This is a genomic window from Pantoea sp. USHLN298, from assembly GCF_037149395.1.
GTDB lineage: Bacteria > Pseudomonadota > Gammaproteobacteria > Enterobacterales > Enterobacteriaceae > Pantoea > Pantoea astica.
The window spans coordinates 537,612-556,231 of record NZ_JBBCRO010000003.1 but is presented as its reverse complement, the minus strand read 5'-3'; the positions used below and the strand labels follow the sequence as shown (position 1 = coordinate 556,231).

Below are 18,620 nucleotides of genomic sequence, written 5' to 3'. Positions count from 1 at the left end.
GCCCAATGAAGCGTCGCCCGGCGTTTCGAAGACGAGAGATCTTATGATGGAAATTCTGCGTGGTTCGCCCGCTCTGTCGGCATTTCGTGTAAACAAACTGCTGACCCGCTTTCAGGACGCTCACCTGCCGGTGAGTGATATTTACGCTGAGTACGTCCATTTTGCCGATGTCAGCGCGCCACTGAGCGCTGACCAACAGACCCGTTTACAGCGTCTGCTGAAATATGGTCCTTCTCTCGCTGAACATGCGCCACAAGGGCGTCTGCTGCTGGTGACACCGCGTCCCGGCACTATTTCACCCTGGTCATCGAAGGCTACCGACATTGCCCACAACTGCGATCTGCCGCAGGTGCGTCGCCTGGAGCGCGGTCTGGCGTTTTATGTGCAGGCACCACAGTTAACAGAAGCGCAGTGGCAGTCGCTTGGCGCACTGCTGCATGACCGCATGATGGAGACGGTCTACAGCGACCTGGCGCAGGCTGAGCAGCTGTTTGCTCATCATTCCCCGCAGCCGGTGAAAAGTGTCGATGTGCTGGGCGAGGGTCGTCAGGCGCTGGTTCAGGCCAATCTCACGCTGGGTCTGGCGCTGGCCGACGATGAAATTGACTATCTGCTGGCGGCGTTCACCCGCCTGGGCCGCAATCCCAACGACATTGAACTCTATATGTTCGCGCAGGCCAACTCGGAGCACTGCCGTCATAAAATCTTCAACGCCGACTGGGTCATTGATGGCGAGAAACAGCCGAAGTCGCTGTTTAAGATGATCAAAAATACTATGGAGCAGACGCCCGATTACGTGCTGTCTGCTTACAAAGATAACGCCGCGGTGATGGAAGGGTCCGACGTCGGCCGGTTCTTCGCCGACGCCGCAGAAAGTGAATACCGCTGGCATCAGGAAGCGGCGCATATCCTGATGAAAGTTGAGACGCACAACCACCCGACGGCGATCTCGCCGTGGCCAGGCGCCGCTACCGGCTCCGGCGGCGAAATCCGTGATGAAGGCGCAACCGGTCGCGGTGCCAAGCCAAAAGCGGGCCTGGTTGGCTTCTCGGTATCGAACCTGCGTATTCCTGGCTTTGAACAGCCGTGGGAAGAGGATTTCGGCAAGCCGGACCGCATCGTCAGCGCGCTGGAAATCATGACCGACGGCCCACTGGGTGGCGCAGCGTTTAACAACGAATTTGGACGTCCGGCGCTGAACGGCTACTTCCGTACCTACGAAGAGCAGGTCACCAGCCACAATGGCACCGAGCTGCGTGGCTACCACAAGCCGATCATGCTGGCGGGCGGCATTGGTAATATTCGTGCTGACCACGTGCAGAAAGGTGAAATCACCGTAGGCGCGAAGCTGGTGGTGCTGGGCGGTCCGGCCATGAATATCGGCCTCGGCGGCGGTGCGGCATCCTCAATGGCTTCCGGCCAGTCAGACGCCGATCTCGACTTCGCGTCGGTTCAGCGTGACAACCCGGAGATGGAGCGTCGCTGTCAGGAAGTGATCGATCGCTGCTGGCAGCTGGGCGATGACAACCCGATTCTGTTTATCCATGACGTGGGCGCCGGCGGTCTGTCGAATGCGATGCCTGAGCTGGTCAGCGATGGCGGCCGAGGCGGTCAGTTTAACCTGCGCGATATCCTGAACGATGAGCCAGGCATGAGTCCGCTGGAAGTGTGGTGCAACGAATCACAGGAACGTTATGTGATGGCGGTAGCACCGGAGAAGCTGGCGGAGTTCGAAGCGATTTGCCAGCGTGAACGCGCGCCGTTTGCGGTGATCGGTGAAGCCACCGAAGAGCTGCATCTGAGCCTGAGCGACAGCCATTTCGACAATAAACCGATCGACATGCCGCTCGACGTGCTGCTGGGCAAAACGCCGAAGATGACGCGTGACGTGGTGACGCAGCAGGCGCAGGGCAGTGAACTGCAGCGTGATGGCATTACCCTGGTGGATGCGGTGAATCGCGTGCTGCATCTGCCCGCCGTGGCGGAGAAAACCTTCCTGATCACTATCGGTGACCGCAGCGTGACCGGCATGGTCGCGCGCGACCAGATGGTCGGTCCGTGGCAGATCCCGGTAGCCAACTGCGCCGTGACCACCGCCAGCCTCGACAGCTATCACGGTGAAGCCTTTGCCCTGGGCGAGCGCGCACCGGTTGCGCTGCTCGATTTCGCTGCCTCCGGCCGTCTGGCGGTGGGTGAAGCGCTGACCAACCTGGCGGCGACTGCAATCGGCTCGCTGAAACGCGTCAAGCTGTCAGCTAACTGGATGTCGGCTGCCGGTCATCCGGGTGAAGATGCCGGTCTCTACGCGGCGGTCAAAGCCGTTGGCGAAGAGCTTTGTCCGGCGCTGGGCATCACCATTCCGGTCGGTAAAGATTCGATGTCGATGAAGACCCGCTGGCAGGAAGGTAATGAACAGCGTGAAATGACTTCGCCGCTGTCGCTGGTGATCACCGCGTTTGCGCGGGTTGAAGATGTGCGCCGTACCGTTACGCCACAGCTGCAGCCCGATCGGGAAAACCTGCTGCTGCTGATCGACCTCGGCAATGGGGCCAATACTTTGGGCGCCACGGCGCTGTCGCAGGTTTATCGTCAGCTGGGCGACAAGCCTGCTGATGTGCGTGATGCGACTCAGCTGGCGGGCTTCTTCAACGCCATGCAGGCGCTGGTGGCGCAGCAGAAGCTGCTGGCCTATCACGACCGTTCCGATGGTGGCCTGTTAGTGACGCTGGCAGAGATGGCTTTTGCCGGACACTGTGGCGTTGAGGTGGATATCGCGGCGCTGGGCAATGACCCACTGGCCGCCCTGTTTACCGAAGAGCTGGGTGCGGTGATTCAGATCAACGCCGCCGATCGCGCGGTGGTTGAGCAGGTGCTGGCCAATCACGGTCTGGCTGAATGCAGTCATCTGCTGGGCCACGCGCAGCCGGGCGACCGTTTTGTGATTCGTTCGGGTGATAGCGCGGTCTACAGCGAAAGCCGGAGCACGCTGCGCACCTGGTGGGCGGAAACCACCTGGCAGATGCAGCGCCTGCGTGACAACCCGGCCTGTGCCGATCAGGAACACGAAGCGAAGAAGAACGACAACGATCCGGGTCTGAACGTCACGCTGACCTTCAACCCGCAGGAGGATGTGGCGGCGCCAATGATCGCCACCGGCGCGCGTCCGCGGGTCGCGGTGCTGCGCGAGCAGGGCGTCAACTCCCATGTTGAAATGGCGGCGGCCTTTGATCGTGCCGGTTTTACCGCGGTTGATGTGCATATGAGCGACCTGCTGGCGGGCCGTCGCGGTCTGGAAGAGTTTCAGGCGCTGGTCGCCTGTGGCGGCTTCTCGTACGGCGATGTGCTGGGTGCCGGTGAGGGCTGGGCGAAATCGATTCTGTTCAACCCGCGCGTTCGTGATGAGTTTGAGACCTTCTTCCACCGTCCGCAGACTCTGGCGCTGGGCGTCTGCAACGGTTGTCAGATGATGTCCAATCTGCGTGAACTGATCCCTGGCAGTGACCTGTGGCCACGCTTTGTGCGTAACCAGTCGGAGCGGTTTGAAGCCCGTTTCAGCCTGGTCGAAGTGGCCGCCAGCCCGTCGCTGTTGCTCGACGGCATGGCGGGATCGCATATGCCGATCGCCGTTTCCCACGGTGAAGGCTTCGTTGAAGTCCGCGACCAGGCACATCTGGCTGCACTGGAGTCGAAAGGCCTGGTGGCGCTGCGCTTTATCGATAACTTCGGCAAAGTGACAGAAACCTATCCGGCTAACCCGAATGGTTCTCCTAACGGCATTACCGCCGTGACCAATGAAAGCGGTCGCGTCACCATTATGATGCCGCATCCGGAGCGGGTGTTCCGCACCGTCAGCAACTCCTGGCATCCGGCAGAGTGGGGCGAAGACAGCCCGTGGATGCGTATCTTCCGCAACGCGCGTAAACAGCTGGGTTAAGATTTTCGCTGATAACATTCGCTGATAACTTTATTGATAACAACAGGAGGCCACCGTGCCTCCTGTTTTCTTTTCAGGCGGTTGTTGGCAAATGACGACAGAAGTCGCTTTCGGGTGTCGCTATCAGGCGACATTTATCCTGCTGATTTTTATCAACTAATGATTCGCAGTGCTTGGGTGTTGCTGTCAGGCGACAGTTTTGCCTGTTGCAGCGGCTGATAAACGCTGCAACAGGCGCAGGGTTCTGGCAATCTTCTGAAAAATATCACTATTTATTAACTGGCATGAAACTTGCTATACTCTGTCAGCTGCTCATTCACCTGTTTATGATTGCCCCGCCTGGCGGAAAAGAGCTCATAAAAACCGAATGACGCACCAAACGGAGCCTGCCGTCCACCTCATCGATAATCGTTTGCTTTGCAACGTTATCAAACGCCGGACGTCACGTTGAGTAAGGCTCCACCCATTCCTGTGCGATGCCGCTGGCGTCGCCTCTACGGCAGGCCAGTGCGCCTGCCGTTTTCTTGTCTGCCTCTTTCTTCCTGCATCAGAGTCCGCTAGCATCCAGTCAGCAATTTTCTAAGGAAGCGGCCGCGTGAAAAGATGGCGTTTATTTCCCCGTTCTCTGCGCCAGCTGGTGCTGATGGCCTTTGTGCTGGTGCTGTTACCGCTGCTGGTGCTGGCCTGGCAGGCGTGGGAGAGCCTCTCCGCCCTGAGCGAACAGGCGGCCGATACCAACCGCAATACCTTTACCGACGTGCGCCGCAGCGAGGCGATGGCCCGCACCGCGGTTGAACTGGAGCGCAGCTATCGCCAGTATTGCGTGCTGGATGACGCCTCACTGGCGCGGCTCTATCAGACGCAACGTACCCGCTACAGTCAGATGCTGAGCGCCCACAGCGACAGCCTGCCGGAACTGCCCGCTTTCCAGACACTACAGGCCACGCTGCCGCTACTGACGCAACTGCAATGTGATAATGGCAATCCGGTACCGCGTGCCGCCGAAGCGCTGGATCGCTTTTCCGCCACCAATGCCCGGATGGTGCAGGATACGCGTGAAGTGGTGTTTTCCCGCGGTCTACAGCTCCAGCGAGAGATTGCCGATCGCGGCCAGTTTTTTGGCTGGCAGGCGCTGATTCTGTTTATCATCAGCCTGGCGTTAATGCTGCTGTTTACCGGCATGATCATCGGACCGGTTAAGCGGATTGAGCGGATGATCAACCGGCTGGGGGAAGGGCGGGAACTGGGCAGTAGCGTGGTGCTTCGCGGTCCGCGTGAGCTGCGTTCGCTTGGTCAGCGTATCTTATGGCTAAGCGAGCGGCTGGCCTGGCTGGAAACCCAGCGGCATGAGTTTCTGCGCCATCTCTCTCATGAACTGAAAACGCCGTTAGCCAGCCTGCGCGAAGGCACTGAGCTGCTGGCGGATGAAGTGGCGGGATCGCTCAACAGCGAACAGAAAGAGGTAGTATCGATTCTCGACAGCAGCAGCCGCCATCTGCAGCGATTGATTGAGCAGCTGCTGGATTACAACCGCAAACTGGCCGATGGCCCGACCCGGCTGGAAACGGTCAGACTGGATGAGATTGTCGAGCGGGTAGTCAGCGCTCATGCGCTATCGGCCCGAACCAAACTGATGCAGACGGTGCTGGATCTCAGGGCGACGCACTGTCTGGCCGAGCCAACGTTGCTGATGCGGGTGATCGACAACCTCTATTCGAACGCCGTGAACTACGGCAGCGAATCCGGTACCATCTGGCTGCGCAGTCAGCAGCAGGGCGATCGCATCTGGATTGAGGTTGCCAATAGCGGCACGCCGATTCCGCCGGACGAGCAGAAGATGATTTTCGAGCCGTTCTTCCAGGGCAGCCAGCAGCGTAAAGGTCCCGTCAAGGGCAGCGGGCTGGGACTGAGTATTGCCAAAGATTGTCTGCGCCGGATGCAGGGTGACCTGTCGCTGGTCACCAGCGATCGCACCGGCGTCTGTTTTCGCATTGAACTGAACACCACAGCCGGGAATGTCTGACCGATGAAATATTTACCCGCTTTGCTGCTGAGCACGCTGACGACCGTGCTGCTCAGCGGCTGTACCGCTTCTCCGGCCACTTCATCGCTGCCATCCGGTCATCCGGTGGCGGAACCGGAGGTCAAAATAGCCGATTATCTGGCGACCCGTTGCAGTGACGTATGGCAGATTGAGAATCCGGCGGCGCTTGGTAATCCGCTCTACTGGATGCGCGCCATCGACTGTGCGGAACGCCTGTCGCCGGCCGAAGCCCGGGCAGAAGCGCATCGCTGGCCGGCGGAGAGCTGGTCACGCGCCTTTAAGCAGGGCGTGTTAATGGCTAACGGCAACGTAACGCCAATGGAGCGACGCCAGTATGTCACCACGCTTGACAGCTACAGCAGTGACTTTCCTGCTCCGGTGCGTCCGCTTATTCAGCTATGGCGCAGCAACCAGGCCGCGCAGCTGGACCTCAGCGAAGCGCGCAGCCGTTACGCGCATCTGCAACAAAGCAGTGATGCCCAGCTGGAGGCCATCCGGCAGCAGATGGTCAGGCAGCAACAGCAGCTGAGTGATACGCAGCGTAAGCTGGAGCGCCTGACCGACATTGAGCGCCAGCTATCATCCCGCAAAGCGCCGGATGTCTCTGACAGCAGTCACGGCACCGCACTGCCGCAGGAAGAGGAGCAATAATGGTTAAACAAGCCGCCCGGCTGCTGCTGGTCGATGACGATCCCAGCCTGCTGAAGCTGCTGGGCATGCGTCTCAGCAGCGAAGGTTACCAGGTCACCACCGCCGCCAGCGGTCCGGAAGCGCTGCGCCTGTTGCAGAAAGAAAAAATTGATCTGGTGATCAGCGATCTACGGATGGATGAAATGGATGGGCTGGCGCTGTTTGGCGAGATTCAGAAACGCCATATGGGGCTGCCGGTGATTATTCTGACCGCACACGGCTCGATTCCGGATGCGGTCTCCGCCACCCAGCAGGGCGTCTTCAGCTTTCTGACCAAGCCGGTGGATCGTGATGCGCTCTACAAAGCGATTGATGAAGCGCTGGCGCAGCAGGCACCCATCAGCGATGACCGCTGGCGCGAAGCGATTGTCACCCGCAGCCCGCTGATGCTGCGGCTGCTGGAGCAGGCGCATATGGTGGCGCAGTCGGATGTCAGCGTGCTGATTAACGGGCAGAGCGGCACCGGCAAAGAGATGCTGGCGCAGGCGATCCATGCTGCCAGTCCCCGTAACGGCAAGCCGTTCATCGCCATCAACTGCGGTGCGCTGCCCGAGCAGCTGCTGGAGTCTGAACTGTTTGGTCACGCCAAAGGGGCGTTTACCGGCGCGGTCAGCGCCCGCGATGGGCTGTTCAAAGCGGCTGGCGGCGGCACGCTGTTTCTCGATGAGATCGGCGATATGCCGCAGGCGCTGCAGGTTAAGCTGCTGCGGGTGCTGCAGGAGCGTAAAATCCGGCCGGTCGGCAGCGATCATGATATCGATATCGACGTGCGCATCATTTCCGCCACCCATCGCGATCTGCCTAAGGCGATGGAGAAAAAAGAGTTCCGTGAAGATCTGTTCTATCGCCTCAATGTGGTCAACCTGAAAATTCCGGCGCTGCATCAGCGAACGGAAGATATCCCGCTGCTGGCGAATCATCTGCTGCGTCAGGCAGCGGAACGGCATAAACCGCAGATCCGCAGTTTCTCGGTTGATGCGATGAAACGGCTGATGGCGGCCAGCTGGCCGGGTAACGTGCGCCAGCTGGTCAATGTGGTTGAGCAGTGTGTGGCGCTCAGCGCCTCGCCAGTGATCAGTGATGCGCTGGTGGCGCAGGCGCTGAGCGGTGAAAACAGCGCGCTGCCGACGTTTGCCGAGGCGCGCAACCAGTTTGAGCTGAACTATCTGCGCAAGCTGCTGCAGATGACCAAAGGCAATGTTACTCATGCTGCGCGTCTGGCTGGACGCAACCGTACTGAGTTCTATAAGCTGCTGTCTCGTCACGAACTGGACGCCAGCGATTTTAAAGAGTAGCGTGCGCCGCACGACTGAGGCGGCTGCAGATCGCAAACAGTGATGTGGATTGCGGATATTCGCGCCCGGCAGCGCCAGCAACATTTATACTTGATAAACCCTTCCGACCACGGAGGGAGTGAGAAAAGGGTCAGACATGAAAAAGATTGATGCGATTATCAAACCATTCAAACTCGATGATGTACGTGAAGCCCTGGCTGAAGTCGGCATCACCGGCATGACCGTGAGTGAAGTGAAAGGGTTTGGCCGTCAGAAAGGCCACACCGAGCTCTATCGTGGCGCGGAGTATATGGTCGACTTTCTGCCGAAAGTAAAAATTGAAATGGTGGTCGGCGATGACATCGTCGATACCTGTGTGGAAACCATCATGCGCACCGCGCAGACCGGCAAAATCGGTGACGGTAAAATCTTTGTCTTTGACGTGGCGCGCGTGGTGCGCATCCGTACCGGCGAAGAGGATGAAGAGGCGATCTGAGTTCGCCGGATTAAAAAAGCCCGCTGCGATGCGGGCTTTTTTTATGGCGGAATCACAAGCCTTTATGCGGACCAAACAGTTCATAGTGGATGCGTGTATCCTCTACGCCGGCATCACGTAGCTGCGCGATCACATGCTGCATAAAGCCCAGCGGTCCGCACAGGTAGAACTGCGTCTGCGGCGACTGCAGGCGTGCCGCCATAGCCGTGACGTCCATCAGACCCTGCGCATCATACGCACCGGCATCCTGCGGGGCGGGCTGACGATACCAGACCTGCGAAACGAAATCGCTGAGCTGTGCGCCGGTCGCTTTCACTTCGTCAGCAAAGGCGTGCTGCTCGCCATTTTCCGCTGCGTGCAGCCAGCTTACCGGGGCGCGCGAATGGCGGGCCGCCAGCGCATGCAGCATCGCCAGCATCGGCGTCTGTCCGACACCGGCTGAGATCAGCGCCACCGGCGTCTCAGCGTCAGTCTGCAGGAAGAAATCACCGTGCGGTGCCGCCAGCTGCAACTCATCGCCCACTTTACCCGAATGATGAAGCCAGCCGGACACCGTGCCCTGTGCCTCACGCTTCACCGCAATACGGTAATCTTTGCCATTACTCAGGTGGGTCAGGGAGTATTGACGAATCTGATGATGTTCAAAGCTGGCTGGCTGCAGGTGAACCGTCAGGTACTGACCGGGTTCAAACGCCGCTACCGGGCCGCCATCAACCGGAGTAAAGGTGAAACTTTTGATCACCGCGCTCTGTTGTTCAATCGCGCTGATGCGGAAGGTCCGGGTACCGCGCCAGCCGCCCGGCTGCTGCTCCGATGCCTGATAAATTTGTTCTTCACGCTGGATAAACACCTCTGCCAGAACACCGTAAGCGCGTCCCCATGCAGCCAGCACCTCTTCGCCGGGATCGAGCAGCTCTTTGATGGTTGCCAGTAAATTTTCGCCGACGATGGCGTACTGATCAGGCTGAATATTCAGGCTGGTATGCTTCTGCGCAATCTTTTCCACCGCCGGCAGCAGCACCGCCAGATTTTCCAGGTTAGCCCCGTAAGCGCAGATCGCATTAAACAGCGCTTCCCGCTGAGCGCCGTTGCGCTGGTTGTTCATGTTGAAGACGTTTTTCAGTTCGGGATGGTGCGACAACATGCGGTCATAAAAGTGGGCGGTAAGTTTTGGGCCGCAGGCCGCAATCGCAGGCAGCGTCGATTTAACGGTGGCGATGGTTTGTGCATCAAGCATAGGAAGAACCTCACAGGTAAAGTTGCATTTTAAATGCATCTTATAGCCCGATACGCTGCGCTGTAAATAACCAGACCCCATTTACGGTGATTCCGCTGGCAACTTTTCAGTGCAGGATGAGGAAATCTCCATCACATCCTGAAGAAATTTCCGGCTGCGGTTTCGTCGGAAAAAAGCGTAAAAATCCCGTGCCGCTGCCCAGCCAATCGTTTGCGTAAAAAGAGGGGATTCACCCTACCTTCACCCGATAAAACGGTTTACACTGTGGGCCTTCGCCCCGGTGGGGCTTAAACTGCCGTTAAAAAAGTTAGCTGAGTCAGGAGATGCGGATGTTAAAGCGTGATATGAACATTGCCGATTATGATGCCGAGTTGTGGCAGGCGATGGAGCAAGAGAAAGTGCGTCAGGAAGAGCACATCGAACTGATTGCTTCTGAAAACTACACCAGCCCGCGCGTTATGCAGGCGCAAGGTTCGCAGCTCACCAACAAATACGCCGAAGGCTATCCGGGCAAACGCTACTACGGCGGTTGTGAATATGTTGATATCGTTGAGCAGTTAGCGATTGACCGCGCCAAAGAACTGTTTGGTGCCGATTACGCTAACGTGCAGCCGCACTCCGGTTCGCAGGCAAATTTCGCGGTCTATACCGCGCTGCTGCAGCCTGGCGACACCATCCTCGGCATGAACCTGGCTCACGGCGGACACCTGACGCACGGCTCACCGGTTAACCTCTCTGGCAAACTCTACAACGTGGTCGCTTACGGTATCGATGAAACCGGTAAGATTGACTACGACGAGCTGGCTGAACTGGCAAAAAACCATAAGCCGAAAATGATTGTAGGCGGCTTCTCTGCCTATTCCGGCGTCTGTGACTGGGCAAAAATGCGTGAAATCGCCGATAGCGTCGGTGCCTGGCTGTTCGTTGACATGGCGCACGTCGCCGGTCTGATCGCCGCTGACGTCTACCCAAGCCCGGTGCCACATGCGCACGTCGTCACCTCGACCACCCACAAAACCCTGGCGGGTCCGCGTGGCGGCATCATCCTGGCGAAAAACGGTGACGAAGATTTCTATAAGAAACTGAACTCTGCGGTCTTCCCTGGCGGCCAGGGCGGTCCTCTGATGCACGTCATTGCCGGTAAAGCGGTCGCCTTCAAAGAGGCGATGGAGCCGGAATTTAAAACCTACCAGCAGCAGGTAGCGAAAAATGCCAAAGCGATGGTCGAGGTGCTGATCGCGCGCGGCTACAACATCGTTTCTGGCGGTACCCATAACCATCTGTTCCTGATCGATTTGGTGAGCAAAAACCTGACCGGTAAAGAAGCGGATGCTGCGCTGGGCCGTGCCAATATCACGGTAAACAAAAACAGCGTACCTAACGATCCGAAGAGCCCGTTTGTTACCTCAGGTATTCGTATCGGTACCCCAGCCGTGACGCGCCGTGGCTTCAACGAAGCAGACGTACGTGAACTGGCAGGCTGGATTGCTGACGTGCTGGATAACATCAACGACGAAGCGACCATTGAGCGCACCAAACAGAAAGTGCTGGAAATCTGCAGCCGTCTGCCGGTCTATGCTTAACCGCTAACCCGTTGTGAACGCGCATAAAAAGGATGGCTGATGCCATCCTTTTTTATTGCCTGAAACAGGGCGCTCTGCCAGAGTAGCGTCCACTCTTGCTGCCATGCAGCACTCTTGCTGGAGGGAATATGGCAATCGGCTCCGCCAGATGGCTCGGATTGGGCTACTTCACTTACTTCTTCTGTTACGGCATCTATCTGCCCTTCTGGGGCGTCTGGCTGAAAGGCACCGGCCTTGATGCCGAAAAAATTGGTCTGCTGCTGGGCTGTGGCATGGTGGCGCGCTTTGTCGGCAGCCTGCTTATCGCCTCGCAGGTAAAAAATCCGGCGCAGTTAATTACCGCACTTCGCCTGCTGGCACTGATGACCTGCCTGTTCGCCATCGGCTACTGGGTCGGGCAGCAGTGGATGTGGCTGCTGGCGGTGATGATTGGCTTCAACCTGTTTTTCTCGCCGCTGGTGCCGCTGAGTGATGCGCTCGCCGCCACCTGGACGCAGCAGATTGGCCTGGCCTACGGGCCGGTGCGGCTATGGGGATCGCTGGCGTTTGTCATCAGTTCAGCGCTGACCGGGGTGCTGGTCAGCGCTTACTCCTCGCAGGCGATATTGCTGTTGCTGTCAGTTGGCGCGCTCAGCATGCTGGCGGGCATGATGCTCAGGCCTGCGACGCATCCGCAGGGCAATGAACGTCAGGGCGCTGCAGGCGGCGGCTGGGCGGTCTGGCGGGATCTGCTGCGCGAGAATGCGGTCTGGCGCTTTATGCTGTGCGTGACGCTACTACAGGGCGCGCACGCGGCCTATTACGGCTTCAGTGCGATCTGGTGGCAGGAGAGCGGCTATTCCGCCTCGACGGTGGGCTATCTCTGGTCGCTGGGCGTGGTGGCGGAGATTATTATTTTTGCGCTCAGTAACCGGCTGTTCCGCCGCTGGAGCGCGCGCGATCTGCTGCTGCTGTCGGGCATTTGCGCCCTGATTCGCTGGAGCCTGCTGGGCGCCAGTACCGCGCTGCCGCTGCTGATTGTGGCGCAGATTCTGCACTGCGGCAGCTTCACCGTCTGCCATCTGGCGGCGATGCGTTTTATTGCCGCACGCCAGGGCGCAGAGGTCATCCGGCTGCAATCCCTCTACTCCGCGCTAGCGATGGGCGGTGGCATTGCGGTGATGACCATGATTTGCGGCGTACTCTTTACCCATCTGCAGGGGCATCTGTTCTGGGTGATGGCGCTGGTGGCACTGCCTGCACTGTTTCTGCGTCCGCGTTACGACTCAAGCAAATAACGGATACGCTGCTGATGATGTGCCGTCAGCGGCAGTTCCGCATGGATCAGCGGCGGTGAGAACAGCGGCAGAGAGGTCGCGTAAGGGGAAATAATCAGGTCAACCTCGCGCGGCGCGCCATCACGCTGAAAGCTGCTCACCTGCTGGTAGGTGATATTGATCGGCAGCAGGGTGATTTCACGGATCTGCTGCTCGACATCCTGCTCCAGCTGCGGATCTTCACCGGTCAGGATCAGCACCTGCTTCTCCTGCAGCGCGTTTTCCTGCATCAGCCAGGCACCAAAAATCACCGTAATCAGGCTCACCTCTTCCGGCGTAAAAGCGATCTGGTATTCATATTCAAAAGCGCGCAGCGCCAGCTGGGTGGTGCGCAGCAGGCGAGGGTAGAGGCGACTGACATCCAGCGCCACGCTGTTGTCGATGCCGATAGTGAAGTGGGTGCGATCCAGCGCCTGAGCCAGATGGGTATAGAGCTGACGCAGCAGATCGTCGCGGTCGGCGAAGGTCACGGCGGCACACTCCTCAAAGTCGGCAATCAGCTGCACCGTTGCCGCCATTAAGCGCTGCTCGCAGGGATGACGGACCCGATCGGCCGCCGGGGTGTGAATCAGGCTGAACAGCAGCGTCCAGAAATCGGTTTCGCTGATATGCGGTGCCAGATGGCAGCGTTTCCGCCAGTGATGGATTACCGCTTCAGCGGCCCGGCGCTCCACCTTGTGCTGCAGCCAGACGCGCTGCGCATCGCTGAACAGTGCCGGCTGGCGCTGGCAAAGACCATATTTCATAAAGATCTGCAAAAAAAGCCGATCACGCTCGCTGAAGTCGCGGCCCAGCCGCAGCCCACAATGCTGAATTAATGCCTGCAGATTGGTTTCATCATACAGCGCCTTCTCAATCTTCATCACTTTCAGGCGCTGACGTAACGGAGCGGCAAAATGCTCACAGACGAAATCCTGCGATAACCGCAGACTGCGTCGCAGGTTGTGCAGCAAACAGAGGCGCCGATCCAACTCTGTACCATGAAGACGAAAGCTGCCATCCACCATCTGGTGCAGTTCCAGCTGGTGGTAGCGCTGTATCTCATTACCCACTTCCGCGATATCCTGTCGGGCAACCGCAGGATCCACGCCATTTAACTGACAGACTTTTTCAAGCGTAAGCACGGGAGTCGGCAGAAACAGCAGTAGTAAAAGATGGCACTGACGCTGTGAACGGGTGAAGAGTGGTGCCAAAGGGGTAGCAGAACTCATCAATCAGATTTCCAGCAGGCTATTTTGAGCTAAGAATAGCTAACCCCGTCAGTCCCGGTGTAGGTCAGGCAGATTTTTTAGTCAGAGGTTTAAGGCGGGTCACAAAATTTTGTTACTTATAGATTCTTTTCAACGGGAACGTTACTTTATAACATTATGAAACGCACAGGCTTTGTCTTACTGATGGTATTAAGTCCGGCTGCGCTGGCGCATCCGCACAGTTTCATCGACATGAAAACGGAACTGGTGGCCAAAGACGACACCTTTACCGGGCTGAAAATGACCTGGACGATGGATGAGATCACCTCGGCCGATCTGCTGTATGACGCTGGCGAGGCGAAGCCGGGAAGCGTGGTGTGGAAAAAGCTGGCAGCAGGCGTGATGGCTAACGTGCTGGGCCAGCACTACTTTTCAGAAATCTGGCACAATCAACAGCGGGTGAAGTTTTTGAATCTGCCAACCGAATACAATTTGTCGCGTAACGGTCATAAAGCCGTGCTTGAGTTTATTCTGCCGCTGGCGGAACCGCCGGTACTGACCGGCCAGCGCTTTGAGATCCTCACCTTCGATCCGACCTATTTTGTCGACATGTTTTACGACAATGCCCGCGCCCTGACGCTGCCGCCCGCGCTGCAGCCACGCTGTAAGTTTGCGCTGAATACGCCAAAGCCCAATGACTCCCTGAAACAGTATGCATTGTCGCTGGATAAAGCCGATGCGCCGGCCGAAGAGCTCGATTTAGGCCGGCAGTTTGCCCAGACGGTGATACTCACATGTCAGTGATCGCTACCCCGCAACGCCGCTCGCGCCTCTGGCCGCTCTGGCTGCTGGCGGCGCTGCTGCTGGCTGGCGGTACGCTCATCTGGCTTAACTGGCCGCAAATCCTGCTGCAAAGCGTGTTGTGGCAGAAAGATCTGCATCGACAGATGACCCAGCTGTTACAGCAGGTCGCTGAACAGCCCCAGCAGGCGGGAGTGACGCTGGTGCTGTTCAGTCTGTTGTATGGCGTGCTGCATGCGCTGGGACCGGGTCACGGCAAAGTGGTGATTACCACTTTTCTGGCCACCCATCCGGCCAGAGTGAAAACCAGTATCAGGCTGACGCTGCTGGCGTCGCTGCTACAGGGGACGGTGGCTATCGTGCTGGTCACGGTGATGCTGGTGCTGCTGCAGACCTCATCGCGCCAGCTGCATCTCAGCAGTTTCTGGCTGGAGAAGGGCAGTTATCTGCTGGTGGTCGGACTGGGGATCTGGATCGGTTATCGCGCGCTGCGATCGCTGTGGCAGGCGTTACGTCCGCGTCCGGCTATCGTCTTTCGGGCGCTCCATCCTGATCATCAGCATGATGCGCACTGCGGATGCGGTCATGCGCATCTGCCATCGCCACAGCAGATCAACGATGCGGTTAGCGTGAAAACCCAGTGGCTGGTAGTGGTATCGATGGGGCTGCGTCCCTGTTCCGGCGCGATCATGATGCTGCTGTTTGCCAAAGTGATTGGTGTGTATGCCTGGGGCGTGCTGTCAGCCGCCGTGATGGCGCTGGGGACTGCGCTGACGATCTCGGCCATAGGTTTGCTGGTCCAGCGCGCCCGAGTGGTCGCGCAGCGGCTGACCCAATCCCGCCAGCGCGGACAGGCGTCTCTGCTGTTACCCCTGCTGGCGCTGGCGGGCAGCCTGATTTTAATCATGGCCGGCATCGCATTGTGGCAATCATCCCAGCCTGCCTTTAGCGGCGGTATTCGGCCTTTATGAGTTTAAACCGCAGCGGGAATTAAATTGCCGCTGCTAGCACACCTTCGCTAATTTCTTTAAATTCACATCTTTATTTTTTTCTCGCGCTGTGACGGTGGTGAAATGCCTCTTCACTGTCTACGCTGTTATTACCAAAACGGCATTCTCTGCCGGGATGATAAAAACCAGAGCACCTTTCTGTTTGTTGCGAGGAGAATATTTCATGGCTGATACCCGTATTAATAATGGCTATACCGAAACGCTGGCAACCGGGCCAGCGGGATTACCGCTCAAACGTATTTCCTGGAGTGCTGTCTTTGCCGGGGTAATTTGTGCGCTGATCGTTCACATCATATTGACGCTGCTGGGAACGGCTATTGGCGCCACCACTATTGACCCGATGAAGGAACAGAATCCTTTAGACGGTCTGGGTACCGGCGCGCTGGTCTGGACGGCCATTGAAATGCTGGTGGCGATGGCGGCCGGTAGCTATGTGGCGGGTCGCCTGGCGCAGCGCGAAGGGGCACTGCATGGCTTACTGATGTTTGGCCTTAGCACAATTTTCACTATTTACCTGGCGATTGCGCTGGCAAGTAGCGTATTGGGCGGCGCGATGAATATTGTCGGCTCCGGTTTCCAGGCATTGGGTAGTGGTATTTCCGCAGCAGCGCCTTCGGTAACCCAAATGGCGAAAGATAAGTTGCAGGAAAGCAATATTAATTTAAATGACCTGCAGAATGAACTGGAAACTACGCTGCGTCAGACCGGTAAGCCGGAATTACAGCCTGAGAATTTAAAGCAGGATGCAAATAACGAAGCGCAGAATGCAGAGAACCAGGCTAACAACACGGCTAACCATCCTCAGACGGCGGATACTGATCTGACTAACTGGTTAAAAGGCGTGATGGATCGTCATTCAGATACATTACAGGCTGCCGATCGTGATGCGCTGAAAAATATTATTAAAGCGCGTACCGGTAAAAGCGATCAGGAAGTGGATCAGATCGTCGCGCAGACCGAAAAGAGCTATCAGCAGGCAGTACAGAAATATCAGGAACTGAAGCAGCAGGCTGAGCAGAAAGCGCGTGAAGCGGCAGAGAAGGCAGCAGCAGCGACGGCGAAAGCCAGCTGGTATGCACTGATTCTGTTGATTATCGAAGCGGTGCTGGCCGGTGTGATGGGCATGGTGGGCCGTCGTACTCAGCCTCGTCAGGTGTTGTCACACGAACGTCGTTAATTCACGCTAACATCAGGCAATAAAAAAGGCGGCTGATAAGCCGCCTTTTTCTCTGCTGTCGCTTAGCGTTTTAACGCTTCGCTCAGCTCTTCACGCATGTTTGACAGCATCGCTTTCACCACACGTGGGTTACCCGCCACGATGTTACCGGAATGCAGATAACCGTGGTTACCGGTGAAGTCAGTGACCAGACCACCCGCTTCACGCACCAGTAGCTCACCGGCAGCAAAATCCCACGGCTTCAGGCCAATCTCAAAATAGCCATCAACGCGACCGGCAGCCACATACGCCAGATCCAGCGCAGCTGAACCGGTACGACGGAAATCGGCGCACTGGGTAAACAGTTTAGTGAGGATGTTCATATAGGCTGGCGCGTGCTGCTTCAGTTTGAACGGGAAGCCGGTGGCCAGAATGGTGCCATCCAGATCGCGAGCGATGCTACCGCGCAGACGGTATCCGTTGAGCTGAGCGCCCTGGCCGCGTACGGCACTGAACAGTTCATTACGCATTGGATCGTAAACCACCGCGACTTCAGTGCGGCCTTTAATGCGCACGGCGATGGAAACAGCAAAGTGGGGCAGGCGTTTGATGAAGTTGGTAGTGCCATCCAGCGGATCGATAACCCATTGAATGTCCTGATCCTCACCCGCCAGTTCACCGCTTTCTTCGGTGATGATGGTATGTTTCGGGTAAGATTTACGAATCACTTCGATAATCAGGCGTTCTGCTTCACGGTCAACATTCGTTACGAAGTCGTTGCTGCCTTTCTGGCTGGCTTCGACGGCGTCCGGGGTTTCATAATTCTTGGCAATTAAATTTCCGGCCTTGCGCGCTGCGCGCACGGCAATGTTGAGCATTGGATGCATCGGTATCTCTCGCTGGATGTTAAAGAACGGGGAAAACGGCGCGGAGTATAGCAGCGTGTTCGGTAAATGTCCTGCTTTATGTTAGCATTCACGCCACTGATTTTACTGATCCGTTGCTGAGACTCCTCATTAATGCTGCAAAATATTCGTATCGTGCTGGTTGAAACCTCTCACACCGGCAACATGGGCTCCGTTGCCCGCGCCATGAAAACCATGGGCCTGACCAACCTCTATCTGGTTAACCCACTGGTGAAACCCGATTCACAGGCGATTTCTCTCGCCGCCGGTGCCAGTGATGTGATTGGCGACGCTAAAATCGTCGACTCACTGGATGAAGCCATCGCGGGCTGTAGCCTGGTGGTCGGCACCAGCGCCCGTTCCCGTTCGCTGCCGTGGCCGATGCTGGATGCGCGCGAATGCGGCGTGAAAAGTGTGGAAGAGGGCCAGCAGGCTCCGGTGGCGCTGGTGTTTGGTCGTGAGCGCGTCGGCCTGACCAATGAAGAGCTGCAGAAGTGTCATTACCATGTCGCCATTCAGGCCAACCCGGAATACAGCTCGCTGAACCTGGCAATGGCGGTACAGATCATCGCCTATGAAGTGCGCATGGCCTGGTTGCAGGCGCAGGAACAGGCCAGCCCGCAACCGCAGTATGCGGAGTCGCCTTATCCACTGGTGGATGACCTTGAACGCTTCTATCAGCACATGGAACAGATGATGCTGAACAGCGGCTTTATCCGCGAAGCCAATCCGGGTCAGGTGATGAGCAAACTGCGTCGTCTTTATACCCGTGCGCGGCCAGAACGTGATGAACTTAACATCCTGCGCGGGATGCTTTCGTCGTTTGAAAAGCGGAAAAACGAGAAGAAAGAAGAAGATAATAGTTGAGTAAAATACCAGGTTAAATACTTGAGTGTTTTACCTGGTTAAATAGTTGACCAAATTACTCGGGAATGTCAGACTTGCCAGCATCTTTTGCAAATCCTCCGATAACCGGACGCTATT

General features: G+C 57.4%; 14 protein-coding genes. 11 read left to right on the top strand and 3 right to left on the bottom strand.

Going from position 1 to position 18,620, the window contains the following annotated elements; translation table 11 throughout:
• Positions 1 to 43: 43 nt before the first annotated feature.
• The 5 genes from purL (at position 44) to glnB (ending at position 8,438) form a co-directional block, all read left to right on the top strand.
• Complete coding sequence (gene purL / locus WFK59_RS10455; protein ID WP_336755736.1) at positions 44 to 3,934, top strand: phosphoribosylformylglycinamidine synthase; 3,891 nt, start codon at positions 44 to 46, stop codon at positions 3,932 to 3,934.
• A gap of 595 nt (positions 3,935 to 4,529) precedes the next feature.
• On the top strand, positions 4,530 to 5,957 hold the full coding sequence (locus tag WFK59_RS10450; RefSeq protein WP_233987366.1) for a sensor histidine kinase: 1,428 nt from the start codon (positions 4,530 to 4,532) through the stop codon (positions 5,955 to 5,957).
• Between the two features lie 3 nt (positions 5,958 to 5,960).
• On the top strand, positions 5,961 to 6,629 hold the full coding sequence (gene qseG, locus WFK59_RS10445; RefSeq protein ID WP_233987367.1) for a two-component system QseEF-associated lipoprotein QseG: 669 nt from the start codon (positions 5,961 to 5,963) through the stop codon (positions 6,627 to 6,629).
• The gene (gene glrR / locus WFK59_RS10440) at positions 6,629 to 7,963 is read left to right on the top strand and encodes a two-component system response regulator GlrR (RefSeq protein ID WP_409520427.1); all 1,335 of its coding nucleotides are present in this window, start codon (positions 6,629 to 6,631) and stop codon (positions 7,961 to 7,963) included. Before qseG ends, glrR begins: the two co-directional genes overlap by 1 nt.
• Before the next feature lie 136 nt (positions 7,964 to 8,099).
• The gene (gene glnB, locus WFK59_RS10435; protein WP_003848647.1) at positions 8,100 to 8,438 is read left to right on the top strand and encodes a nitrogen regulatory protein P-II; all 339 of its coding nucleotides are present in this window, start codon (positions 8,100 to 8,102) and stop codon (positions 8,436 to 8,438) included.
• Positions 8,439 to 8,490: 52 nt separating this feature from the next.
• On the opposite strand, the gene hmpA is transcribed toward glnB, so the two are convergent.
• On the bottom strand, positions 8,491 to 9,675 hold the full coding sequence (gene hmpA / locus WFK59_RS10430) for an NO-inducible flavohemoprotein (RefSeq protein ID WP_336755735.1): 1,185 nt from the start codon (positions 9,673 to 9,675) through the stop codon (positions 8,491 to 8,493).
• Positions 9,676 to 10,004: 329 nt separating this feature from the next.
• On the opposite strand from hmpA, the gene glyA reads away from it, so the two are divergent.
• Together glyA and WFK59_RS10420 are read left to right on the top strand one after the other, a co-directional pair.
• Entirely contained in the window at positions 10,005 to 11,258 is a 1,254-nt protein-coding gene (glyA, locus tag WFK59_RS10425) for a serine hydroxymethyltransferase (RefSeq protein WP_336755734.1), read from the top strand.
• A 128-nt stretch (positions 11,259 to 11,386) separates the two neighbouring features.
• The gene (locus WFK59_RS10420; protein WP_233987370.1) at positions 11,387 to 12,535 is read left to right on the top strand and encodes a 3-phenylpropionate MFS transporter; all 1,149 of its coding nucleotides are present in this window, start codon (positions 11,387 to 11,389) and stop codon (positions 12,533 to 12,535) included.
• Here the strand turns inward: WFK59_RS10420 and csiE are convergent.
• The gene (gene csiE, locus WFK59_RS10415) at positions 12,517 to 13,785 is read right to left on the bottom strand and encodes a stationary phase inducible protein CsiE (protein WP_233987371.1); all 1,269 of its coding nucleotides are present in this window, start codon (positions 13,783 to 13,785) and stop codon (positions 12,517 to 12,519) included. The two genes, WFK59_RS10420 and csiE, sit on opposite strands and share 19 nt — an antisense overlap.
• 156 nt (positions 13,786 to 13,941) lie before the next feature.
• On the opposite strand from csiE, the gene WFK59_RS10410 reads away from it, so the two are divergent.
• The 3 genes from WFK59_RS10410 to WFK59_RS10400 all read left to right on the top strand — a co-directional run bounded on the left by WFK59_RS10410 (position 13,942) and on the right by WFK59_RS10400 (position 16,752).
• The gene (locus tag WFK59_RS10410; protein WP_233987372.1) at positions 13,942 to 14,568 is read left to right on the top strand and encodes a DUF1007 family protein; all 627 of its coding nucleotides are present in this window, start codon (positions 13,942 to 13,944) and stop codon (positions 14,566 to 14,568) included.
• Positions 14,559 to 15,536: a nickel/cobalt transporter gene (locus WFK59_RS10405; RefSeq protein ID WP_336755733.1), complete on the top strand. Its 978-nt coding sequence runs from the start codon at positions 14,559 to 14,561 to the stop codon at positions 15,534 to 15,536. Before WFK59_RS10410 ends, WFK59_RS10405 begins: the two co-directional genes overlap by 10 nt.
• Positions 15,537 to 15,738: 202 nt before the next feature.
• Complete coding sequence (locus tag WFK59_RS10400) at positions 15,739 to 16,752, top strand: TIGR04086 family membrane protein (protein ID WP_233987374.1); 1,014 nt, start codon at positions 15,739 to 15,741, stop codon at positions 16,750 to 16,752.
• Between the two features lie 62 nt (positions 16,753 to 16,814).
• On the opposite strand, the gene suhB is transcribed toward WFK59_RS10400, so the two are convergent.
• A complete protein-coding gene (gene suhB, locus WFK59_RS10395) occupies positions 16,815 to 17,618 on the bottom strand; it encodes an inositol-1-monophosphatase (protein WP_031376258.1) in 804 nt (267 codons plus the stop codon).
• A 132-nt stretch (positions 17,619 to 17,750) separates the two neighbouring features.
• Between suhB and trmJ the strand changes: the two genes are divergently transcribed.
• Positions 17,751 to 18,503, top strand: coding sequence for a tRNA (cytosine(32)/uridine(32)-2'-O)-methyltransferase TrmJ (gene trmJ / locus WFK59_RS10390; RefSeq protein ID WP_094119752.1), 753 nt, complete (start codon positions 17,751 to 17,753; stop codon positions 18,501 to 18,503).
• The last annotated feature ends 117 nt before the right edge of the window (positions 18,504 to 18,620 follow it).